General features: G+C 63.4%; 18 protein-coding genes. 11 read left to right on the forward strand and 7 right to left on the reverse strand.

The features are described from left to right. The first annotated feature begins 164 nt into the window (after positions 1-164). A complete protein-coding gene (locus ABCW42_RS16765; RefSeq protein ID WP_423182254.1) occupies positions 165-1,211 on the forward strand; it encodes an LCP family protein in 1,047 nt (348 codons plus the stop codon). 234 nt (positions 1,212-1,445) lie between these two features. On the opposite strand, the gene ABCW42_RS16770 is transcribed toward ABCW42_RS16765, so the two are convergent. Continuing rightward, a complete protein-coding gene (locus ABCW42_RS16770; protein WP_423182255.1) occupies positions 1,446-2,408 on the reverse strand; it encodes a plastocyanin/azurin family copper-binding protein in 963 nt (320 codons plus the stop codon). Between the two features lie 561 nt (positions 2,409-2,969). Between ABCW42_RS16770 and ABCW42_RS16775 the strand changes: the two genes are divergently transcribed. From ABCW42_RS16775 to ABCW42_RS16790, 4 genes are all read left to right on the forward strand, one after another. Beyond that, complete coding sequence (locus ABCW42_RS16775) at positions 2,970-3,590, forward strand: TasA family protein (protein ID WP_423182256.1); 621 nt, start codon at positions 2,970-2,972, stop codon at positions 3,588-3,590. A gap of 92 nt (positions 3,591-3,682) precedes the next feature. After that, complete coding sequence (locus ABCW42_RS16780; protein WP_423182257.1) at positions 3,683-4,654, forward strand: signal peptidase I; 972 nt, start codon at positions 3,683-3,685, stop codon at positions 4,652-4,654. A 188-nt stretch (positions 4,655-4,842) separates the two neighbouring features. Continuing rightward, the gene (gene hisC, locus ABCW42_RS16785) at positions 4,843-5,958 is read left to right on the forward strand and encodes a histidinol-phosphate transaminase (RefSeq protein ID WP_423182258.1); all 1,116 of its coding nucleotides are present in this window, start codon (positions 4,843-4,845) and stop codon (positions 5,956-5,958) included. Between the two features lie 92 nt (positions 5,959-6,050). Beyond that, entirely contained in the window at positions 6,051-7,418 is a 1,368-nt protein-coding gene (locus ABCW42_RS16790) for an amino acid permease (protein WP_423184928.1), read from the forward strand. A 26-nt stretch (positions 7,419-7,444) separates the two neighbouring features. Here ABCW42_RS16790 and ABCW42_RS16795 read toward each other — a convergent pair whose 3' ends face one another. From ABCW42_RS16795 to ABCW42_RS16805, 3 genes are all read right to left on the reverse strand, one after another. Beyond that, positions 7,445-8,203, reverse strand: a complete 759-nt coding sequence (locus tag ABCW42_RS16795) for an ABC transporter permease (protein ID WP_423182259.1) — start codon at positions 8,201-8,203, stop codon at positions 7,445-7,447. Beyond that, positions 8,196-8,975, reverse strand: coding sequence for an ABC transporter ATP-binding protein (locus ABCW42_RS16800; protein ID WP_423182260.1), 780 nt, complete (start codon positions 8,973-8,975; stop codon positions 8,196-8,198). The genes ABCW42_RS16795 and ABCW42_RS16800 overlap by 8 nt, the downstream gene beginning before the upstream one ends. A gap of 163 nt (positions 8,976-9,138) precedes the next feature. Continuing rightward, complete coding sequence (locus ABCW42_RS16805; RefSeq protein ID WP_423182261.1) at positions 9,139-9,318, reverse strand: hypothetical protein; 180 nt, start codon at positions 9,316-9,318, stop codon at positions 9,139-9,141. 305 nt (positions 9,319-9,623) lie between these two features. On the opposite strand from ABCW42_RS16805, the gene ABCW42_RS16810 reads away from it, so the two are divergent. From ABCW42_RS16810 to ABCW42_RS16825, 4 genes are all read left to right on the forward strand, one after another. Continuing rightward, on the forward strand, positions 9,624-10,244 hold the full coding sequence (locus ABCW42_RS16810) for a TasA family protein (protein ID WP_423182262.1): 621 nt from the start codon (positions 9,624-9,626) through the stop codon (positions 10,242-10,244). Between the two features lie 97 nt (positions 10,245-10,341). Next, positions 10,342-10,794 carry a hypothetical protein gene (locus tag ABCW42_RS16815; protein WP_423182263.1) on the forward strand — a complete coding sequence of 151 codons (453 nt, stop codon included), beginning with the start codon at positions 10,342-10,344 and terminating at the stop codon, positions 10,792-10,794. Positions 10,795-10,922: 128 nt separating this feature from the next. After that, positions 10,923-13,151 (forward strand): S9 family peptidase, encoded by a 2,229-nt coding sequence (locus ABCW42_RS16820; RefSeq protein ID WP_423182264.1) that lies wholly within the window; start codon positions 10,923-10,925, stop codon positions 13,149-13,151. Positions 13,152-13,190: 39 nt separating this feature from the next. Continuing rightward, on the forward strand, positions 13,191-14,810 hold the full coding sequence (locus ABCW42_RS16825) for an ATP-binding protein (protein WP_423182265.1): 1,620 nt from the start codon (positions 13,191-13,193) through the stop codon (positions 14,808-14,810). A 104-nt stretch (positions 14,811-14,914) separates the two neighbouring features. Here the strand turns inward: ABCW42_RS16825 and ABCW42_RS16830 are convergent, their stop codons facing one another. The 3 genes from ABCW42_RS16830 to ABCW42_RS16840 all read right to left on the reverse strand — a co-directional run bounded on the left by ABCW42_RS16830 (position 14,915) and on the right by ABCW42_RS16840 (position 16,746). Next, positions 14,915-15,091 carry a hypothetical protein gene (locus tag ABCW42_RS16830; RefSeq protein ID WP_423182266.1) on the reverse strand — a complete coding sequence of 59 codons (177 nt, stop codon included), beginning with the start codon at positions 15,089-15,091 and terminating at the stop codon, positions 14,915-14,917. A gap of 84 nt (positions 15,092-15,175) precedes the next feature. Continuing rightward, complete coding sequence (locus ABCW42_RS16835) at positions 15,176-16,114, reverse strand: response regulator transcription factor (RefSeq protein ID WP_423182267.1); 939 nt, start codon at positions 16,112-16,114, stop codon at positions 15,176-15,178. Positions 16,115-16,170: 56 nt separating this feature from the next. Beyond that, on the reverse strand, positions 16,171-16,746 hold the full coding sequence (locus ABCW42_RS16840; protein WP_423182268.1) for a GNAT family N-acetyltransferase: 576 nt from the start codon (positions 16,744-16,746) through the stop codon (positions 16,171-16,173). A 255-nt stretch (positions 16,747-17,001) separates the two neighbouring features. Here ABCW42_RS16840 and ABCW42_RS16845 point away from each other — a divergent pair, with 255 nt between their 5' ends. Both ABCW42_RS16845 and paaK read left to right on the forward strand, forming a co-directional pair. After that, the gene (locus ABCW42_RS16845) at positions 17,002-17,484 is read left to right on the forward strand and encodes a hotdog fold thioesterase (RefSeq protein WP_423182269.1); all 483 of its coding nucleotides are present in this window, start codon (positions 17,002-17,004) and stop codon (positions 17,482-17,484) included. A 7-nt stretch (positions 17,485-17,491) separates the two neighbouring features. Continuing rightward, complete coding sequence (paaK, locus tag ABCW42_RS16850) at positions 17,492-18,844, forward strand: phenylacetate--CoA ligase PaaK (RefSeq protein WP_423182270.1); 1,353 nt, start codon at positions 17,492-17,494, stop codon at positions 18,842-18,844. The last annotated feature ends 30 nt before the right edge of the window (positions 18,845-18,874 follow it).

The raw sequence follows: 18,874 nt of genomic DNA on the forward strand, positions 1-18,874 counted from the left end.
TAGTCCCCAGAATACACAGGATTCCCGCCGTTCCGGCTATTCGAACGGCCCGTGACACGGCCTCCGATCCGTCAGGAAAATGCGCGTCCTTCGCAACCGATTTGTATCCGAAATGAAGCCTTCCCTGCCCGTTTTTAACCCACCCGAGTGGTAGCGTCCGGGTCATGAACGGACGACGGCGACTGTGGCTGGCATCGGGATTGGCAGTTCTGCTTGTGATAGGCGTGGTTTTGGCCGTGGTCCTCACCCGCAGCGGCCAGACCACGGCCGGCCCCACGCCGTCGAGCGTTTCCGCCTCCGCAACCGCCACCCCGTCCGCCACCAAGAAGGCCTCAACGCCGCCTCCGGCACCGGCTGCGCCCGCGCCACCTACAATAGCCAACCTTCCCGCGGCGCCCATGAACATCCTGGTGATTGGCAGTGACAGCCGGGAAAACGCCCACCAGGAAGCCGATCAGACAGCCACCACCGGAGTGGCTTCCGATCAGCGCTCGGACTGCCTCATGCTCATCCATGTCCCGGCCGACCGGCACCTGGTCTACGGGATCTCGATCATGCGGGACACCTGGATCAATGTCCCGGGCTACGGCACAACCAAGGTCAATGCCGGCCTGGGACTCGGTGGAATCGACCTCACCACACGAACGGTCGAATCGATGTTCGGAATCCACATCGACCACACTGTGATGCTTGATTTCCATGGCTTCAAGTTGCTCACGGACGGACTCGGCGGGATCGACGTCAATGTTCCGCAGGACTTCACGTCCACCATCGAAACCCAGCACCATTTCACGGCCGGCGTGAACCACCTCGACGGCCAAGCAGCCCTCGAATTCGTCCGTGAACGCCACGCCTTCGCCGACGGCGACTACACCCGGGTGCGCGACCAGCAGATCTTCATGCGAGCCCTCTTGAGCAAGCTCTCCACTTCGCTCAAGGAACCGGCAACCGTCCTGGCGCTCGTCAACTTCGCTGCCAACGACCTCACGGTGGACGGCGGCTTCAACCCGGTGTCGGTGGCGATCCTGGCCTACGGAATGCGGACCATCGACCCCGCCGCTTCGGTGTTCTTCACCTTGCCCAATGCGGGTCCCGGAACGTCGTCCGACGGGCAGTCAATCATCATCCCGGACTATGGCGCCATCGCAGCCGTGGGCGCCGCGGTTCGCGACGACACACTCGCCCAATACGCAGCCGCCCACGGCTTCTGACACACCCCCTCCCCGAGACGCCCGCTCACATCTGGCCGCTTTCGACCAGACGCCCGCTCACATGACGTGAGCAGGCGTCGGGGAAAAGACCGCCATACCCGAGCGAGCGTCGGGGAAAAGACCGCCATAGCCGAGCGAGCGTCGGGAATCACCCCCCTAATCTCAGACGCCCGCTCACATCTGGCCGCTTTCGACCAGACGCCCGCTCACTGGAGACCTAATGATCTGCGACCACTATTCCTCCACAACCACCGTGCCGATCATGCCCAAGTAGTCGTGCAATGCACAGATGTAGTCGTACTCCCCGGCCTTGTTGAAGGTCACGGTGAACGTGGAGTTCGGTGCCAAGATGCCGGAATTGAGTTGTCCGCCGGTGTAGTTACCCGGATCGCCCAGCGGCGGGAACGGATTGGCCGGCTCGGTGCCGAAGGTTACCGTGTGCGGCTCGCCCATGCCGGTGTTCTGGAACGTCACGCTCTCGCCAACGTGCACCACAACGTTGTCCTCGATGAACCGCATGATCATGGAAGTTCCGTTGTCGCCACCCAAGATGACTGTGTGGTTGTCAGCTTGGTCGCGGGCTTCGTTCCATTGCTGGTAGCCATCACGGATGATTGCCTGCTCCGCGCGGCTCACCCGGTTGTCATACTGCGACTGCGTGTATGGGTAGTCCGTGCCCTTATCCCGCACGTGGACGGTCCCCTTCATCGCCATGCCGTGCACCAGGCAGTAATACGTGAAGTCACCGGTGTTCGGGAACGTCAGGGTATATGTCTCCACCGCTGGGAGGCCGCTATCCGAAACGTTGGACATCACTCCGGAGTTGTAATAGGAGTGCCCGTCATAGCTCGTGCCACCTTGGGGTAGCGCGTAAACAGGGTTGAACGGATCAAACGGTTGCGTGGATTCGATTGTTTGCCCGGCAGCGAGGAAAGTGACGGTGTGTATTTCGCCTGCATTGGCCTCCCACGTCACGCTGTCATCGGCATTGATGAAGATGTTCTTCGGGAGGAAGGACATTCCTTGGATTGCCTGGTCCGGCGATTCGGAACCGACCTGGACGGTCCAATTCCGGGGCGACTTCCCGCCGTCGGCCGCTGCAGTACCGCTCAGGGCGACAGGCAGGACGAGGGCAGCGAGTAAAGCGATCAGCACGCGAAAGCGCGGCTTTTTCAGGGGTTGTGGATGAGCAGTCATAAGACTCATTCCTTTGGAAACTAGCTGAGCGGCTGATATCCAGCCTGGAAATTTGTAGGCGCCGGAGACCATGGCGTCGTGTGACGGTGACTCGGTTCCTTGATTTTCCGTATGAACTTCAGCTCGTGGCTGCTGCCCATCCCCCGCATACGGTGCGGCGCCACGACATTGGTGCCAAGCAGGATCCTCCCTTACTCGAAAGGGACAACCAGCCAGTTCCGTAGGCAGGGCAAACCCCATTGCGGAGCGGTGACGACACGGCAAAAACCGGTCGGAATTGGGCGCGAGATTTAAAAACCATCGTGCTCCGGGGAGGGGAATTTGTCGAGACGCTCATGCATCAGACGTGAGCCGGCGTCGGGAAAAACCCCGCAAGACGTGAGCCGGCGTCGGGAGTTTGGGGGCTTGGGAGGGCCTTGAGCGGATCTTTAAGCAATCTTGAACCAAGCCTCACCAGACCCTTGCACTGTCCTAAACCACCTCCACCACACTAAAACCAACAACAACAAAGGCAGCACAGCCACCACAAACCACAACAAGAACAGAAACGGAAAACCGACCATGGGCCTGAACCTGAAAACCACCACCGGCAAAGTCATCGCCTCCCTGGCCCTCGTCGGCACCGCCGCCGGCGTCGCAGGACTAGGCACCTACGGCGCCTTCACCTCCTCCACCTCCGCCAGCGCCGCCGTCGGATCCGGAACCGTCAACATCGCCCTCGGCGCCTCCGGAGCCACCAACCGGCTCTCCGTCGCCGCCACCAACATCGTCCCCGGCGACACCATCCAGCGAGTGGCCACCCTCACCAACGCCGCCGGCAACCAGAACCTCTCCGCCATCACCCTCACCGCCGCGGCCACCACCAGCTCGAAGCTGGACACCGACGCCACCAACGGCCTGCAGGTGGTCGTCGACAAGTGCTCCACCACCTGGACCGAAGCCGGCACCGCCCCGGCCTACACCTACACCTGCTCCGGAACCACCACCCAGGTCCTCGCTACCCGGGCCGTCGTCGGAGCGAACCTCGCCCTGGCCAACCTGTCCTCCCTGACCGCGGGCAACACCGACAACCTGCGCGTCACCCTCACCCTGCCCACCGCCGCGGACAACACCTTCCAAGGCCTGAACAGCGTGGTCGGCTTCACCTTCACCGGCACCCAGCGCACCGCCACCAACCAGTAACACCCCGCAAGCCAGCCCTCCGCCGTCTCCCCCCTGACGGCGGAGGGCTTCCCACCGAACAGCACCAAAGCACATCGATCGGAGCCATCGCCATGACCGCGCCCCTCGTCCGCAACGCGCAACGGATTGATCGGACTGCTGAGAGCCCGGATGGCCCGGAACCACGGCAGAAGCGGTTTATCGCCAAGGCAGCGTCGGTCGCAGCCCGGGTGATCACAACAACTATGATGATCGCGGCAGTTGCAGGGTTCTTGTTCCTCGCGGTCGGACCCCGCGTCCTGGGCTACCAGACCTCCACCATGCTCACGGGCTCCATGTCTCCACTGATCAACCCTGGCGACGTCGTCGTGACCGTACCCGTTCCGGTCTCCGATCTGAAGGTCGGGGACATCATCACGTACCACATCCCTGTACAGGACCAACGCGTCGAAACGCACCGGATCGTGAAACTGGATGTCAACAGCCAGGGCACCGCGACGGTGCAGACCAAAGGCGATGCCAACAACGGCGCCGACCCCTGGACCGCCACCCTCGCCACCCCGACGGTCGACCGCGAAATCTTCACCATCCCCCACCTCGGCAACGCCATCCGCGCCCTCCGCGACCCCCTGGTCCTGAAGGTCCTGATGTACGGCGCCCCCGCCGCCGTCGTGATCATGCTCCTGGCCTCCATCTGGCGCAAAAAGCCTGAAAACACCCCCACCGAACCAAACCAGCCCACCCTGGATCGTCGCCCGCTCAAGCGTTTGGCCAAGGAATTGCGGAGCAAGGAAGCGGCCAACAAGTTCGCGGCAACATACACCCGCATGCTGCCGGTCCGCGTCGGGCGCATCGGCGAGGCCTTGGGCACCGGTGACGATACCCGCGCCATGGACGCCGTCCTCAGCCTGAAGGCAAGTTCCGCGATGGTCGGGGCGCTCGGAATGGAAGAGCGCTGCGTCCGCCTCGAACGCGCACTGATTGCGAGGGACCGCGCCGCGGCCGCGACCGCAGGCGAAGGGATCGAGCGGCACCGTCCGCAATTGGAAAAGGCGCTTGGCACTACTGCCCGGCACACCGCCTGAACGTGCCCTGTTCGATCACCCCGTTTTTCTGCCTCTCCGCTCAAATGGCGTACAAAATGTAAGCCTTTTGACGTGCCGACCGGCAAGATTTGTACACAAAGCACAGATGCCGCCTGACCGGTTGTCAGGGCGCGTTTCGGACTGTCAACGTGAGTCATCCCACTGTTCTTCGTGAAGGAGATCACTTTATGACCACCAACAGGCCCCACGCGTCCACCGTTGAACGTGTGCCCCTGCGGTCCGCACTGCACAACCTTCCCGCATACAAGCCCGGCAAGGTTGCCGCGGTTTCCGGAACCACCCAGTACAAGTTGTCGTCGAACGAGAACCCGTATCCGCCATTGCCGTCGGTCCGGGACGTCGTTGCCGAAGCCGCGGCAGGCATCAACCTTTATCCGGACATGGCGTGTGCGGAAATCACCGAAGCTATCGCGAAGCGCTGGGACGTCCCCGCGGCCTCCGTGAGTTTCGGCGCCGGTTCAGTCGAGGTGGCCTCCCAGATCATCCGCGCGGTTGCCGGCGAGGGTGACGAGGTGGTCTTCGCTTGGAGGTCGTTCGAGGCGTATCCCATCCTGACGGGCCTGGCCGGGGCGAAGGCCGTCCACGTTCCCCTGACGGCTGACGAACGCCACGACCTTCCGGCGATGGCGGCGGCGGTCACGGAACGGACCCGGCTCATCTTCGTGTGCACACCCAACAATCCAACCGGCACCTCCGTGACGGCCGACGAGCTGCACGCATTCATGGCGGCCGTCCCGGAAGATGTCCTGGTTGTCATCGACGAGGCCTACGTACATTTCAACGTGGATGCGGCGGCGGCCCAGGGAATCGACTTCTTCCGCACGTATCCGAACGTAGTTGTCCTCCACACCTTCTCCAAGGCCTACGGACTGGCCGGATTGCGCATCGGTTACGCGATCGCGCCGGACTACATCTCCACTGCCCTGCGCGCCGTTGCCATTCCATTCGGCGTCTCCGCCCTCGCCCAGAAGGCCGCGCTGGCAAGCCTCGATGCCGAGGACGAAATCGAAGCCAGGATCACTTCGCTGGTCACCGAACGCGAAATGCTCCATGCCGAACTGCTCAGCATCGGTTGGGACGTCTGTCCTTCCGAAGCCAACTTCGTGTGGCTCCGCACGGGCGAGGCCACACAGGAACTCGAAACGGTCTTCACCGAGGCTGGCGTCATCGTCCGCGCCTATCCGGGTGACGGTATCCGGATCAGCGTCGGAACCCCCGAAGCGAACCGGCAAGCCGTCCAAGCGGCCAAGGCCGCCTTCAACCGACTCGCAGCGGAAAGGTAAGAACGTTGAACTCGACAGTAACCACCGATTCGCCCCGATCCAGCACTCCTTCAACCGGGACCGTCCGGGGACTGAAGCCCCGCCAACTAACCATGATGGGCCTGGGCGGAGCCATCGGCGCAGGCTTGTTCCTCGGCAGCGGCAAAGGCGTCGCGGCCGCAGGTCCGGCCATCCTCATCTCGTACATCGTGGCCGGAGCGTTGGTTGTCCTCATCATGTGGATGATCGGCGAACTCTCCGCAGCCAACCCTGCCAGCGGCGCATTCTCGACCCACGCGGAAACCGCCTTCGGACCCGTCGCCGGATACACCATCGGGTGGTTGTACTGGGTCCAGTTGGCCGTTGTTGTGGCGGCGGAAGCCGGAGGGGCGGCAGCGATCCTGACCGGCGTCCTTCAATCCGCCCCGGCCGGGACGCCCATCCCGCCCACCTGGCTCCTGGCCACCGTGTTCATGGCGGTACTCACAGCAGTGAACATGTTCGCAGTGTCCAAGTATGGCGAGTTTGAATTCTGGTTCGCTTTCATCAAGGTCGCCGTCATCCTTGCCTTCCTCATTGTCGGCGCGCTGCTTCTTTTGGGCGTCCTCAACGGAAACAGCCCGGGATTCTCCCACTTCACCGATTTCGCCCCGAAGGGCGCAGCCGGGATCGGCGCAGGATTGCTGATTGTGATCTTCGCTTTCGGCGGGACGGAGATTGTGGCGATTGCCGCGGGCGAGACGAGGAACCCCGAAAAGAGCGTGGCCACCGCCATCCGCACAGTAGCTTGGCGGATTTGCGTCTTCTATGTCGGCTCGGTGTTCATCATCGTTTCGATCCTCACCCCGGAGGCAGCCAACTCCCCCGAAGGCCCGTTCGCCGCCTTGCTGAATGTCGCCGGAATGCCCGCAGCCGGAACTGTAATGGCCTTGGTTGCTGTATTCGCCCTGCTCAGTGCCCTGAACGCCAACATTTACGGCGCTTCACGCATGCTGCATTCCCTCGCCCAGCGGCGGCATGCCCCGGCGCATTTGAAGAAGACCGGCACCAACAACGTTCCCCGTGCCGCAGTGCTGTGGACCGTGGTCTTCGGTTTCATCGCTGCCATGCTCGAAGCGATCTTCCCCGGAAAGGTCCTTGAGACCCTCCTGGCCATCGTCGGCTCAACCATCATCGTCATCTGGGCCGCCATCGCCGCATCCCAGATCAAGCTCCGGCGCAGCAGGGATCTAGCCACAACGCCGTCGGCGGCCCCTACGACCTACCGGATGCCGCTCTTCCCGTACTTGTCCTACACCGCCGTCGGACTTTTGGTGCTGATCGTCATCGTGGCAATGCTCGACGACGGAACGCGCACCCAGCTGCTGCTCACCTTTGCTGCCACCGCGCTTATCGCCGCCAGCGGGGCTGTTGTAACCCGCCGTACGAATAAAACCCCGGCACATCAGGAGGAACCAGAACTCCAGGAGGACCTCGCATGACCTCCGAAATCCTCGACGGCTGAGTGTTACTGCGGCTCCCAACGGAACCAGCGAATACCGATTACGGCAAACACCACGATGTAGCCGAAGCACACCAGGAGGGCGCCCGTCTCGGTTGCTCCCCACGTCGAAAGGCTCAGCACACCGCTGAACAGGTTGATCAAGGCGCCCACAGGCGTCCAGGCGGCGAAGTTCTTGAAGTCATCGCCCAGGATGCCTGTGGAGCCGAGGATTCCCACGAGGATCAGCAGGATGAACAAGACCCGGCCGATCGCGTTGATGGCGGTGGCCGATTTGACCAGCCCGACGAGCGCCTGCCCGATGCTGAGGAACACCGCCCCGCCAAGCACGGCGACGGCGAGCAGCAAAAGGTATTCGCCCGGCGTGTAGTACGTGCTGTGCATGATGCTGCCCACCACCAGGACGACGATCCCGACAACCAGGTTCGTCACGAGCTGCACGCCGAGCCGGCTCGCCATGATGGCCCACGTGGGTGTTGGCGTGACCCTTAGCCGCTGGAACACGCCGGCTTCGCGGTCACGCGCCACGGTGATCGAGTACCCGATGAGCGCCGAGGACAGCAGGCCATACGTGATCGCCATACCGATGAGGAAGCCGGTATTTCCCAGCTTGCCGCGATTGGTGGTCACGAGGATGACGATGGGGAGAACGAAGTTGAGGATCAGCGCTTGCCTGCTGCGCAGCATGACGGTGGTGTCTGCCCGCACGAGCGAACGCAGCGTCAGCCCGATCGGCGGCCTAAGCGGAGCAACGGTTTCAGTCACGGATGGCACTTCCTGTCAGTCCGATGAAGACATCTTCCAAAGTGACGTCGCCGCGGGAAACGGCCACTACGCGTGGATCGTCGCGGTGCATCGCCACGAGCTCATTTGGCGCACCCAAAGCCTGGAGGCGGCCACGGTCAATGATCGCAACGCGGTCACAGACCGCTTGTGCCTCCTCCATGGAATGGGTGGTCAACAGAATGCTCCCGCCCCTTCGGCGTGAGCCCTCGATCCGGTCCCACAACTGGCGGCGGGATTGTGGATCAAGGCCCGACGTCGGTTCATCAAGCAAGAGGATGGGCGGATCATGGATGGTGGCCACCATGAGCGAAAACCGTTGCTGTTGGCCGCCCGACAGCTTCTTGAACGGCTTCGCCGCTTCCTGCGCCAGCCCCGCATCTGCAAGCCGCTCGCGCAGTTGCCGCCGCTGGAGGTTCAAACCATACAGTCCCGAGTACAAGCGGGCGAGTTGCTCGATGGTCAGCTCCGATTGGAAGCTCGACGCCTGGAGTTGCACGCCCAGTTTCGCTTTGACGGAAAGCGCCGAGCGCTCAGTGTCGGCACCATCAACGGTGACGCGTCCGCCGTCGGGCTTCCTGAGCCCTTCAATGACGCTCAACGTGGTGGTCTTTCCGGCCCCGTTGGGACCGAGGAGGCCGAAGATCTCGCCCCGCCTGATGGAAAAGCTCAAGCCGTCGACGGCGGTCTGCACCCCGTAGCGCGCAACGAGGTCCTGAACCTCAAGAATCAAGGGGCCTTCTGCATCACTCACCCGGGCTACCTCCATCGTCGGGACGCTCCAACACGAGCATAAGCACGCCCCTTCTGGATGCGAGGTACCCGCCCGCTGGGAATGTGCTGTGAATCGGCACGTGAGATCTCGGCCCTTTGGACGCTCCAAAGGGCCGAGATCCCACGTCTGGATGAGCGGGTGCCTAGCGTGCCTTGCTGTGCATCACGTGCTTTGTGCGCGAGTAGTCGTCCAAGGCGTACGCGGAGAGGTCGCGGCCATTGTTCGCCGCCCTGGCGATGGTGGCGCCGAAGCACAGGATCGACGGCGAAGAGACCGTCCAGCGCAACCTCGGGATGCTTTCCGACGCGGCCAAAACACTCACGGAGCAATTGACAAGCACGATGCCGGCGAGCGCCTAAGCATCCTTTCGGCGTACTGACTTCGGGCCCCAACGCCCGCACAGATATGACACCCCATCGGGGAACCCCCGCGCTCATGACGTGAGCGGGGGTTTTTCGTGGGCGTTGGAGCTTTAGAACGCCTTGAGCGGATCTTTAAGCAATCTTGAACCAAGCCTCACCAGACCCTTGCACCGTCCTAAAACACCTCCACCACACTAAAACCAACAGCAACAACGGCAGCACAGCCACCACAAACCACAACAAGAACAGAAACGGAAAACCGACCATGGGCCTGAACCTGAAAACCACCACCGGCAAAGTCATCGCCTCCCTGGCCCTCGTCGGCACCGCCGCCGGCGTCGCAGGACTAGGCACCTACGGCGCCTTCACCTCCTCCACCTCCGCCAGCGCCGCCGTCGGATCCGGAACCGTCAACATCGCCCTCGGCGCCTCCGGAGCCACCAACCGGCTCTCCGTCGCCGCCACCAACATCGTCCCCGGCGACACCATCCAGCGAGTGGCCACCCTCACCAACGCCGCCGGCAACCAGAACCTCTCCGCCATCACCCTCACCGCCGCGGCCACCACCAGCTCGAAGCTGGACACCGACGCCACCAACGGCCTGCAGGTGGTCGTCGACAAGTGCTCCACCACCTGGACCGAAGCCGGCACCGCCCCGGCCTACACCTACACCTGCTCCGGAACCACCACCCAGGTCCTCGCAACCCGGGCCGTCGTCGGAGCGAACCTCGCCCTGGCCAACCTGTCCTCCACCACCGCGGGCAACACCGACAACCTGCGCGTCACCCTCACCCTGCCCACCACCGCGGACAACACCTTCCAAGGCCTGAACAGCGTGGTCGGCTTCACCTTCACCGGCACCCAGCGCACCGCCACCAACCAGTAGCACCCCGCAAGCCAGCCCTCCGCCGTCGAACACTGGGAAACGACGGCGGAGGGCACCCTGTTTGCTGGCATAATGCCCCGAGTGAAAGCCGTGGACCTTGCGTAGAAGCCGAACCACCGCCGACGCCGCGAAGACGAGTGTCTTCGCGCGCATCGCAGCTGTGCTCGCGGCCGCCACGGTCCTTGTCTTTGCACCCGGCATCGCACAAGCCGCCTTCAACACCTCCACGGGATCGGCCCTCCCGGTCGGCACCGCCTCCATGGCATCTACGGCCACGGTCAGCGCCAGCTGCACCGGCTCAGGCCTTGCCATCACCGTCACGTCGTGGGGACTCGCCGATCCGCGTTTCCTCGGCCAGATCACCATCACCAGCGGCGGAAGCACCGTTTTCACGGGCACCAGCAACCAGGCCGGCGGCGGCAGCTACACGGCCAAGATCACGCCCCACGCCGGAACCTGGAACTGGTCGGTGAGCAACGTATACGCCATCCCCAACAGCAGCAACGCCTGGACCGGGCCGGGCGTCACCGGTTCCTTCACCTGCACCTGAGGCCGCCCGCGCCGCCGAGGCCCAAAGGCCGCCGGGCCACCGCAGGCGGAGGCCGCCGCCCAACCCCGGAATGTACCCTTCCAGCGAAACGGCCGCTCAATGTCGGACAGGCTTTATATATTGAGAGCATGACCCAGATTTCCGGCGCCACCCAGCCGTCCACGCCTTTGGTTCCCCCCGTCGCCAAGAAGGTGCCCACCACTCGTGAGCACCATGGCGATGTGTTCGTGGACAACTACGAATGGCTGCGGGACAAGGAATCGGTTGAGGTCATCGAGCATCTCAAGGCCGAGAACTCTTACCAAGAGGCGGTCACGGCGCACCAGGAACCGCTGCGGGAAGCGATTTTCCAGGAAATCAAGGGCCGCACCCTCGAGACCGACCTCTCCGTCCCCCACCGCAAGGACGATTGGTGGTACTACGCCCGCTCGGTTGAGGGTCAGGAGTACGGGATCCACTGCAGGATCCGCGCCGCGAACTCGGGCGACGCCGTTGCCGACTGGACCCCTCCGGCGGTGGAGCCTGGCGTCGAACTTCCCGGCAAGGTGGTCCTCCTGGACGGCAACGTCGAGGCTGAAGGCAAGCCGTTCTTCGCGGTCGGCGGGACGGCGGTCACGAAGGACGGCAACCTCTTTGCCTACGCGGTAGACAACGCCGGCGACGAACGGTTCACGCTACGCATCAAGGACTTGCGGACGGGCGAGTTGTTGCCCGACGTCGTGGAGAACATCTTCTACGGCGTGGCCTTCTCCCCCGACGGCACGCGGATCTTCTACACCGTGGTGGACGATTCCTGGCGGCCCTACCAAGTGAAATCGCACGTCCTGGGGACTCCGGTCAGCGCGGACGAGGTCATCTACCAAGAGGACGACGTCGCCATGTGGCTCGGCTTCGAGCTCTCGGCCGACCGCCGGCATTTGGTGCTCAGCATCGGGTGCTCGGAATTCAGCGAGACGCGCCTCATGCGCTTGGACGAGCCCGACGCCGGATTGGTCACCGTGATCCCGCGCGACGAGCGTATCCTCTACGAAGCCGAGCCGTTCCTCCTGACGGGCCCCGATGGTCAAGAGACCGAAACCATCCTGCTCACCCACAACAAGGACGCCATCAACTCGATGGTGTCCATTGTCGACGCCGACGAATTCATCAAGCCGCTCGCTGAGCAGCGTTGGCGGACAGTCGTGGAGCATTCCGACGCCGTTCGCGTCAATGGCGCGGGCGTCACCTCGACGCACTTGGTGGTTTCCGTGCGGCAGGACACGATCGAACGCGTGCAGGTACTGCCGCTCGAGGGGCTGGGGACGGCCGCGCAAGGTTCCGCCGTCGAGCCCTTCTTCGACGAAGAACTGTACACAGCCGGGGTTTCGGGTTCGGATTACTCCGCGCCGGTGATCCGGATCGGCTACACCTCCTACTTCACGCCGTCGCGGGTTTACGACTTCGTGCTTCCGACCCCCGAACTGCCCGGCGGCGAACTCTTGCTCCGCAAGGAAAGCCCTGTGCTGGGCGGCTACTCCGCCTCCGATTACGTCGCCACCAGGGAATGGGCGACGGCGGCCGACGGCACGCGCGTGCCGCTGTCCGTCCTGCGGCACGTTTCCGTCCAAAAGGACTCCACGGCAGCTGGCTTGGTGTACGGCTACGGTTCTTATGAGGTCAGCATGGATCCGGGCTTCGGGATCGCCCGGTTGTCCTTGCTGGACCGCGGAATCGTAATGGTCATCGCGCACGTGCGCGGCGGCGGGGAACTAGGCCGGCGCTGGTACGACGACGGCAAGAAACTCAACAAGAAGAACACCTTCACGGACTTCATCGCGGCAACCGATTGGCTAGCAAATTCAGGTTGGGTGGCACCGGACCGGATCGCCGCTATGGGTGGATCCGCCGGCGGACTCCTGATGGGTGCGGTGGCGAACCTCGCTCCCGAAAAGTACGCCGCGATCGTGGCCGCGGTCCCGTTCGTGGACGCGCTCAACACCATCCTTGATCCGGAACTTCCGCTCTCCGCCTTGGAATGGGAGGAGTGGGGCAACCCGATCACGGACCCCGAAGTGTACGAATACATGAAGTCCTACACCCCGTACGAGAACATCCGTGCCGTGGACTACCCGAAGATCGCTGCGGTCACATCGTTCAACGACACCCGCGTGCTGTACGTGGAACCCGCCAAATGGGTGCAATTGCTACGCGCGGAAACCACGGGTTCGGAACCGATTGTCATGAAGATCGAAATGGACGGCGGCCACGGCGGCGCCTCGGGCCGTTACGTGCAATGGCGTGAGCGCGCGTGGGATTACGCGTTCGTCGCGGATTCACTTGGCGCAATTGACCTGCTTCCGGGGGCCGGCCTGAAGTAACCTTCTCCATTGGAAGCCAAACGGACCGTAGGAGTTGCAGTGGATAGTCCCGTGTCGAAAGAAACGCCGCTCCACGCATTGGTCGCGGACCTTGATCCGGTTCGCCTGGCGGAGACGTCCGAGGCGCTCACCGCGGCGGGTTTCCTGGTGGATTCAGCGTCCGACGCCGGTTCGCTCGCCGCTGCGTTGGAGACGTCGCCACACGATCTGGTGGTGTTGGACAACGGGCTTCGCGAAACCGTTGGCAGCCGTGACGTGCCGGTCCTTTTGATGGTGGATCCCGAAGACGAATTCGATGTGGCCGCCTTGGACATCTGGACGTCCGCCGATTACGTCTACAAGGCGCAGTCTCCGGATTTCAGGGCCCACAGGGCGTTGGTCCTGGTCGCTCGTGCGTCCGAGCGGATGCGTCGCCATGCCGAGACTGAGTCACTGCGCGGAAAGCTGCGGAACGTGTCCGCGGCCATGCGGTCCACGATCGACCCCGACCGGATTGCCCGGCACCTGGTGGACGGAATCGGCGAGGCCTTGAGCGCGGAGCATGTCTGGTTCACGACCTTCCCGGATGCCCGCGTCACCCAAGTCAGCGCAGAGTGGAACGCTCCGGGACTATCGAGTGCAATCCTGCCGCCGGAACTCAGGGACCCCGTGTCGACGTTCGACCTCGCGGCACACTTATGGGCCGAAACCGAGGTACAGCACCCAGCAACGCGGACCGGCGGGGCCGGTACGGATGGCGACGAACCGCCGTCGAACTCCCTTGTTGTGCCGTTTGGCGAGGGTGACCTGGTGCTCGGAGTCATGTGGATCGAACGCCCGGCCACGTTCCGCGAATGGACCCGCGCCGAGATCGGCCTGATCCAGCACGTGTCCGGGAACTTGGCGTACGCGCTCATGCAAAGCCACTTGATCGGGGCGCAACAGCAAGTCATGCTCAAGCTCCAGGAATTGGACCAAGCCAAGACCGACTTCCTCCATACGGTCAACCACGAGCTCCGGACACCGCTGACATCCATCACGGCCTACGTGGACATGATCCTCAACGGCGCGGGCGGGGAGATCCCGCCGGGGGCCAGGCGGATGGTGGAGGTTATTTCGCGGAACACCGAGCGGCTCCGGCGATTGATTGAGGACATGCTCACTGTTTCGCACCAGGACAGCTCAAGCGACCTCAAGTTCAGCAGGGTGAACGTGGCCACCATGCTCAAGCTCGTGGTCGCCGCGCTGCAACCCCTTGCCGACGCCCGCTCGCTGTCCCTGAGCGTGGAGAACGCGCCCGGAACCGTCACCGTCCAGGCGGACGAGGCGAAGCTCGAACAGGTCTTTTCCAACATCGTGAGCAACGCCATCAAGTTCACGCCCGACGGCGGCTATGTGGCCGTGAGCAGCGGGATCGCCTCCGAACCGGGTGAATCTCCAAGCGTGGTGGTGCGGGTTGAAGACACTGGCGTGGGCATCCCCGAAAAGGAACTCAGCCAGGTGTTTACGCGTTTCTTCCGCGCGTCGAACGCCTCCACTGCGGCTATTCCCGGCAGCGGACTCGGCCTGGCGATCGCGCACGACATCGTCAAGCGCCATTCAGGCGAGCTGGATATCGAATCCGGGCTGGGCGTGGGAACCACGGTCTTGGTCAAACTTCCGCTGGACACAGAAGACTAGGCTAAGCCGCACCGTTTGGGTGCAAGCCGCCGGGCCGCACAAAAATCAACACCGCCCCTCGCTGAGGCCAGGGGCGGTGTTGAAGCTGAAGTTGCCGCGTGGGCTTAGTTCGGCCACCAGCCGATCTGCGTGGAGTAGACCGTTGTGGTGGTGCCGGTGGAAATGGTAGTTCCGGTGGTGACGGTGTCATGGCTGGTCTTGGGCGCGGCGTTGGCCGGGGTGACAAACCCGCCAAGGGCCAGCAAGCCCGCCATGAGAAGTGTGGCGGCAAATTTTTTCATGCAGTGCTCCTTCGAGCCGTTGACGAAGTGGAGGGTGACACTTTCAGCTTAGGAACGGTACTTAAAGGTTCCCTTAAGATCCCCTCAGTTTTCAGCAGTCTTTGCCGCCAGCCGATATCCCACCCCACGGACCGTCTCCACCCAGCGCGGCGACATGGCCGAATCTCCGAGTTTCCGGCGGAGATTGGCGATGTGCACCTGGATGGCGCGTTCCTCGGATTCGCTGACGTACGCTCCGGTTTCGTACTCGCGGGCGTGGAGCCAGCGGGCCAGCCCCTGGGTGCTGCGGACCACACGGCCCGTCTCCATCAGCGCCTGGAGGATGTCGAACTCGGTGCGGGTCAATTGCACCTCCACGTTGCCGATCCGGGTTGTGCGCGTAGCCACGTCCAGGTGGAGGCCGTTGTGTTCCATCCCGGAGACTTCCGGGCCTGGTGCACTGGCGGCTTCCGGTGCGGGCGCCCCGGCGATTGCCTGCGCGGTTACTTGCTGGACCGTGCTTCCTCGCTCGGCAGGGCTTACTTGCTTGGCAGGGCTTCCTTGGTGGAAAGCGGCCGTTTGCGGGACAGCGCCCGACGGCGGCAGCTCCGCCGTCGCAATCGCTCCACTTTGGTTGGTCAACAGCTTGCTGCCACGGGGCCTCCGCAGGAGGGTTTCGACCCGGGCTTGAAGCTCGCGCGGACGGAATGGCTTGGTGACGAAATCGTCCGCGCCAACAGCCAATCCTTGGAGTGTGTCGACCTCGCGTGCGCGGGCGGTCAGCATCAGGATGTAAGCATCGCTGAATTCGCGGACGCGGCGGGTGACTTCGATCCCGTCGATATCGGGCAGTCCGAGATCCAGGGTAATGACGTCCGGGTTATGGCGGCGGACCGCGTCCACTCCGTCAAGTCCGTTCCCGGCTGCGTAAACCTCAAGTCCCGACGCCTCGAGGACGGCATGGACTACTTCACGGATGTCGTCGTCATCCTCAATTACTACGGCAACGCCCGGTGCGCTCACGTTAAGATCCCCATCTCTCATGCTCAGCCCACCTTAACCCCAGGCATGCCTGGCTTGGCCACGTATTTCAGAGTACGTCATGTGGCAGGTTCAGGGCTTGTTTTGCGGGCCCGCCACTCGGAGTCGAGCATGGCGTAGATGACTTCACTGGACCATTGGCCCTTGTAGTGCCAGTTGTCCACGAGTTCGGCTTCGCGGCGCATGCCCAGCCGCTCGCACAGGCCGGACGATGATGTGTTCCGCGCATCCAGCTTGGCGTCGATCCGATGGAACATGAGCGTCTCGAAGCCAAGCTCGAGCACGGCTTCGGCAGCTTCCGAGGCGTACCCGTGTCCGCGGCTTTCCGGAGCGAGAATCCAACCGATCTCGGCCTGGCCCGTGCCCGGAAGCCATTTGAGGACGATTTCTCCGAGCAGTCCTGGCATGTCCGCACGCTCGATGGCCAGGCATACCCAATCGCCTTCCTGCTCGAACGTGAAGTTGGCGTAGCGTCCCAGGGCCTCCATGGCTTGGGTGAGGCTCAATTCCTGCCGGAGGAGGAAACGCGCCGTCTCCGGCAAGGACTGGTAGGCGTGGAATCGCTCCAGGTCGGTGGCTTCGAATCGGCGGAGGATAAGCCTCGGCGTCCGGAGGGGAAGTTCGATGAGCGGCATGGTTCGAGGCTACTACCCCTTCCTATCCCCATCGATTGCTGAGCAAGTGTCGCTTTTTGTCGCCCCAAAACGGCACTTACGTGGGCCCACGCCGGCGAGGGCCCACGCCGGCGAGGGCGCCGGCCTGAGCGTGCGAAGGCTGGGAGCCGGTGGGGACCGTGGATGGAGGCTACAAACCCGGCCCCCTCTTGACAGTTCAAGCAAACTGGGATTACCTAATGAACATTCGGTAAATAAAGCTGGAGGCAATGACGCATGGTTGAGACCACCCTTTCTGGCGCAACGCAGCACCAGATCCTCAAGAACGACTACGCCTCCGAGTGGATGGGCCTTGAGGTGCTCAAAGTCAGCGACGGGCACGCCACCGTCCGCATGACCCTGCGGCAGGAAATGCTCAACGGCTTCGGCATGGCCCACGGCGGAATGATCTTCGCCTTCGCCGACTCCGCTTTCGCCCTCGCCTGCAACCCGGCCAACCCCACGCCGTCGGAAGCCGACACCATCACTGTGGCGGCCGGCGTCGACATCAACTTCCTCAAGCCGGCCTATCAAGGCCAGGTGATCACCGCCGTCGCAGACCGCCGCGCCAACAGCGGACGCAGCGGACTGTACGACATCCAGATCTTCGCGATCGACAAAACGGAACTGGCGGCCTCCGGCTCACCCCAGGATCCGGGCAGCTACGGCGAGCTCATCGCCGAGTTCCGTGGCCGCAGCCGCACCATCTCCAAGAAGTAGGAAGACCATGACACAGAACACCGTCACCGCTCCTGACGCCCCGCTTAACACCCCGCAGCTGGACCGCGAAGAAACCATCTCCCGCGACGAACTCGAGGCCCTCCAGCTCAGCCGCCTCCAGCACACTGTGGCCTATGCCTACGACCGCGTCCCCCTGTACAAGCGCAAGTTCGACGACGCCGGCATCCATCCGAGCGATCTTCGCGAACTGTCCGACCTCGGCAAGTTCCCCTTCACCACCAAGGAAGACCTCCGCCAGGAATACCCCTTTGGCATGTTCGCCGTTCCCCAGAACGAAGTAGCCCGCGTCCACGCGAGCTCGGGCACCACGGGCCGGCCCACCGTCGTCGGGTACACGAAGAACGACCTCGCCAACTGGGCTGGCCTCGTTGCGCGTTCACTCCGGGCTTCCGGCGTGCGGCCCGGAATGAAGGTCCACAACGCCTACGGCTACGGACTGTTCACCGGCGGCCTTGGCGCGCACGCGGGAGCCGAAGCCCTCGGCTGCACCGTCATCCCGATGTCCGGCGGGCAGACCGAACGCCAGATCCAGCTCATCCAGGACTTCAAGCCGGACGCCATCCTCGCGACACCCACCTACCTGCTCACCATCGCCGACGCCATGGCGCACATGGGAGTCGATCCGGCGTCGACCTCGCTCAAATACGCCGTGCTAGGCGCCGAACCGTGGACCGAAGAAATGCGCCACGAACTCGAAACCACCATGAACATCAAGGCCTGCGACATTTACGGCCTCTCCGAAGTCATGGGTCCCGGCGTCGCTGGCGAAGCCGTGGAAACACAGGACGGTTGTCACATCTGGGAAGACCACTTCCGCCCGGAAATCATCGACGCGTTCAACCCCGTAGTAGGTACCGACGCGGTACTGCCCGACGGCGAACCCGGCGAGCTGGTCTTCACCTCGCTCACCAAGGAAGCCCTGCCGATCATCCGCTACCGCACCAAGGACCTCACGCGCCTACTCCCCGGAACCGCCCGCCCGGCGCACCGCCGCATGGGCCGCATCACCGGCCGTAGCGACGACATGATCATCCTCCGCGGCGTGAACCTCTTCCCCTCGCAGATCGAGGAAATCGCCCTGCGCATCCCCGAGCTCAGCCCGCACTTCCAGCTCGAACTCACGCGCCCGGAAGGCAAGCGCATGGATTCGATGACGGTCCGGATCGAACGGCGTGAGACCGTATCAATCGAGCAGAGCGCGACGGCGGCACGCGCCTTGCAGGAGCAGATCAAGATCCACGTGGGTTCTTCGTGCACGGTGGACGTCGTGGAGCCGGGCTCGCTTGAGCGGTCCAACGGCAAGCTGCGGCGCGTCTACGACCTGCGTCCGAAGAGGTAACCTACCCGTCGCGTGGCGGGTCCAACCGAC

This window comes from Arthrobacter sp. NyZ413 (genome assembly GCF_049390645.1).
In the GTDB taxonomy this organism is placed as follows: Bacteria; Actinomycetota; Actinomycetes; order Actinomycetales; family Micrococcaceae; genus Arthrobacter.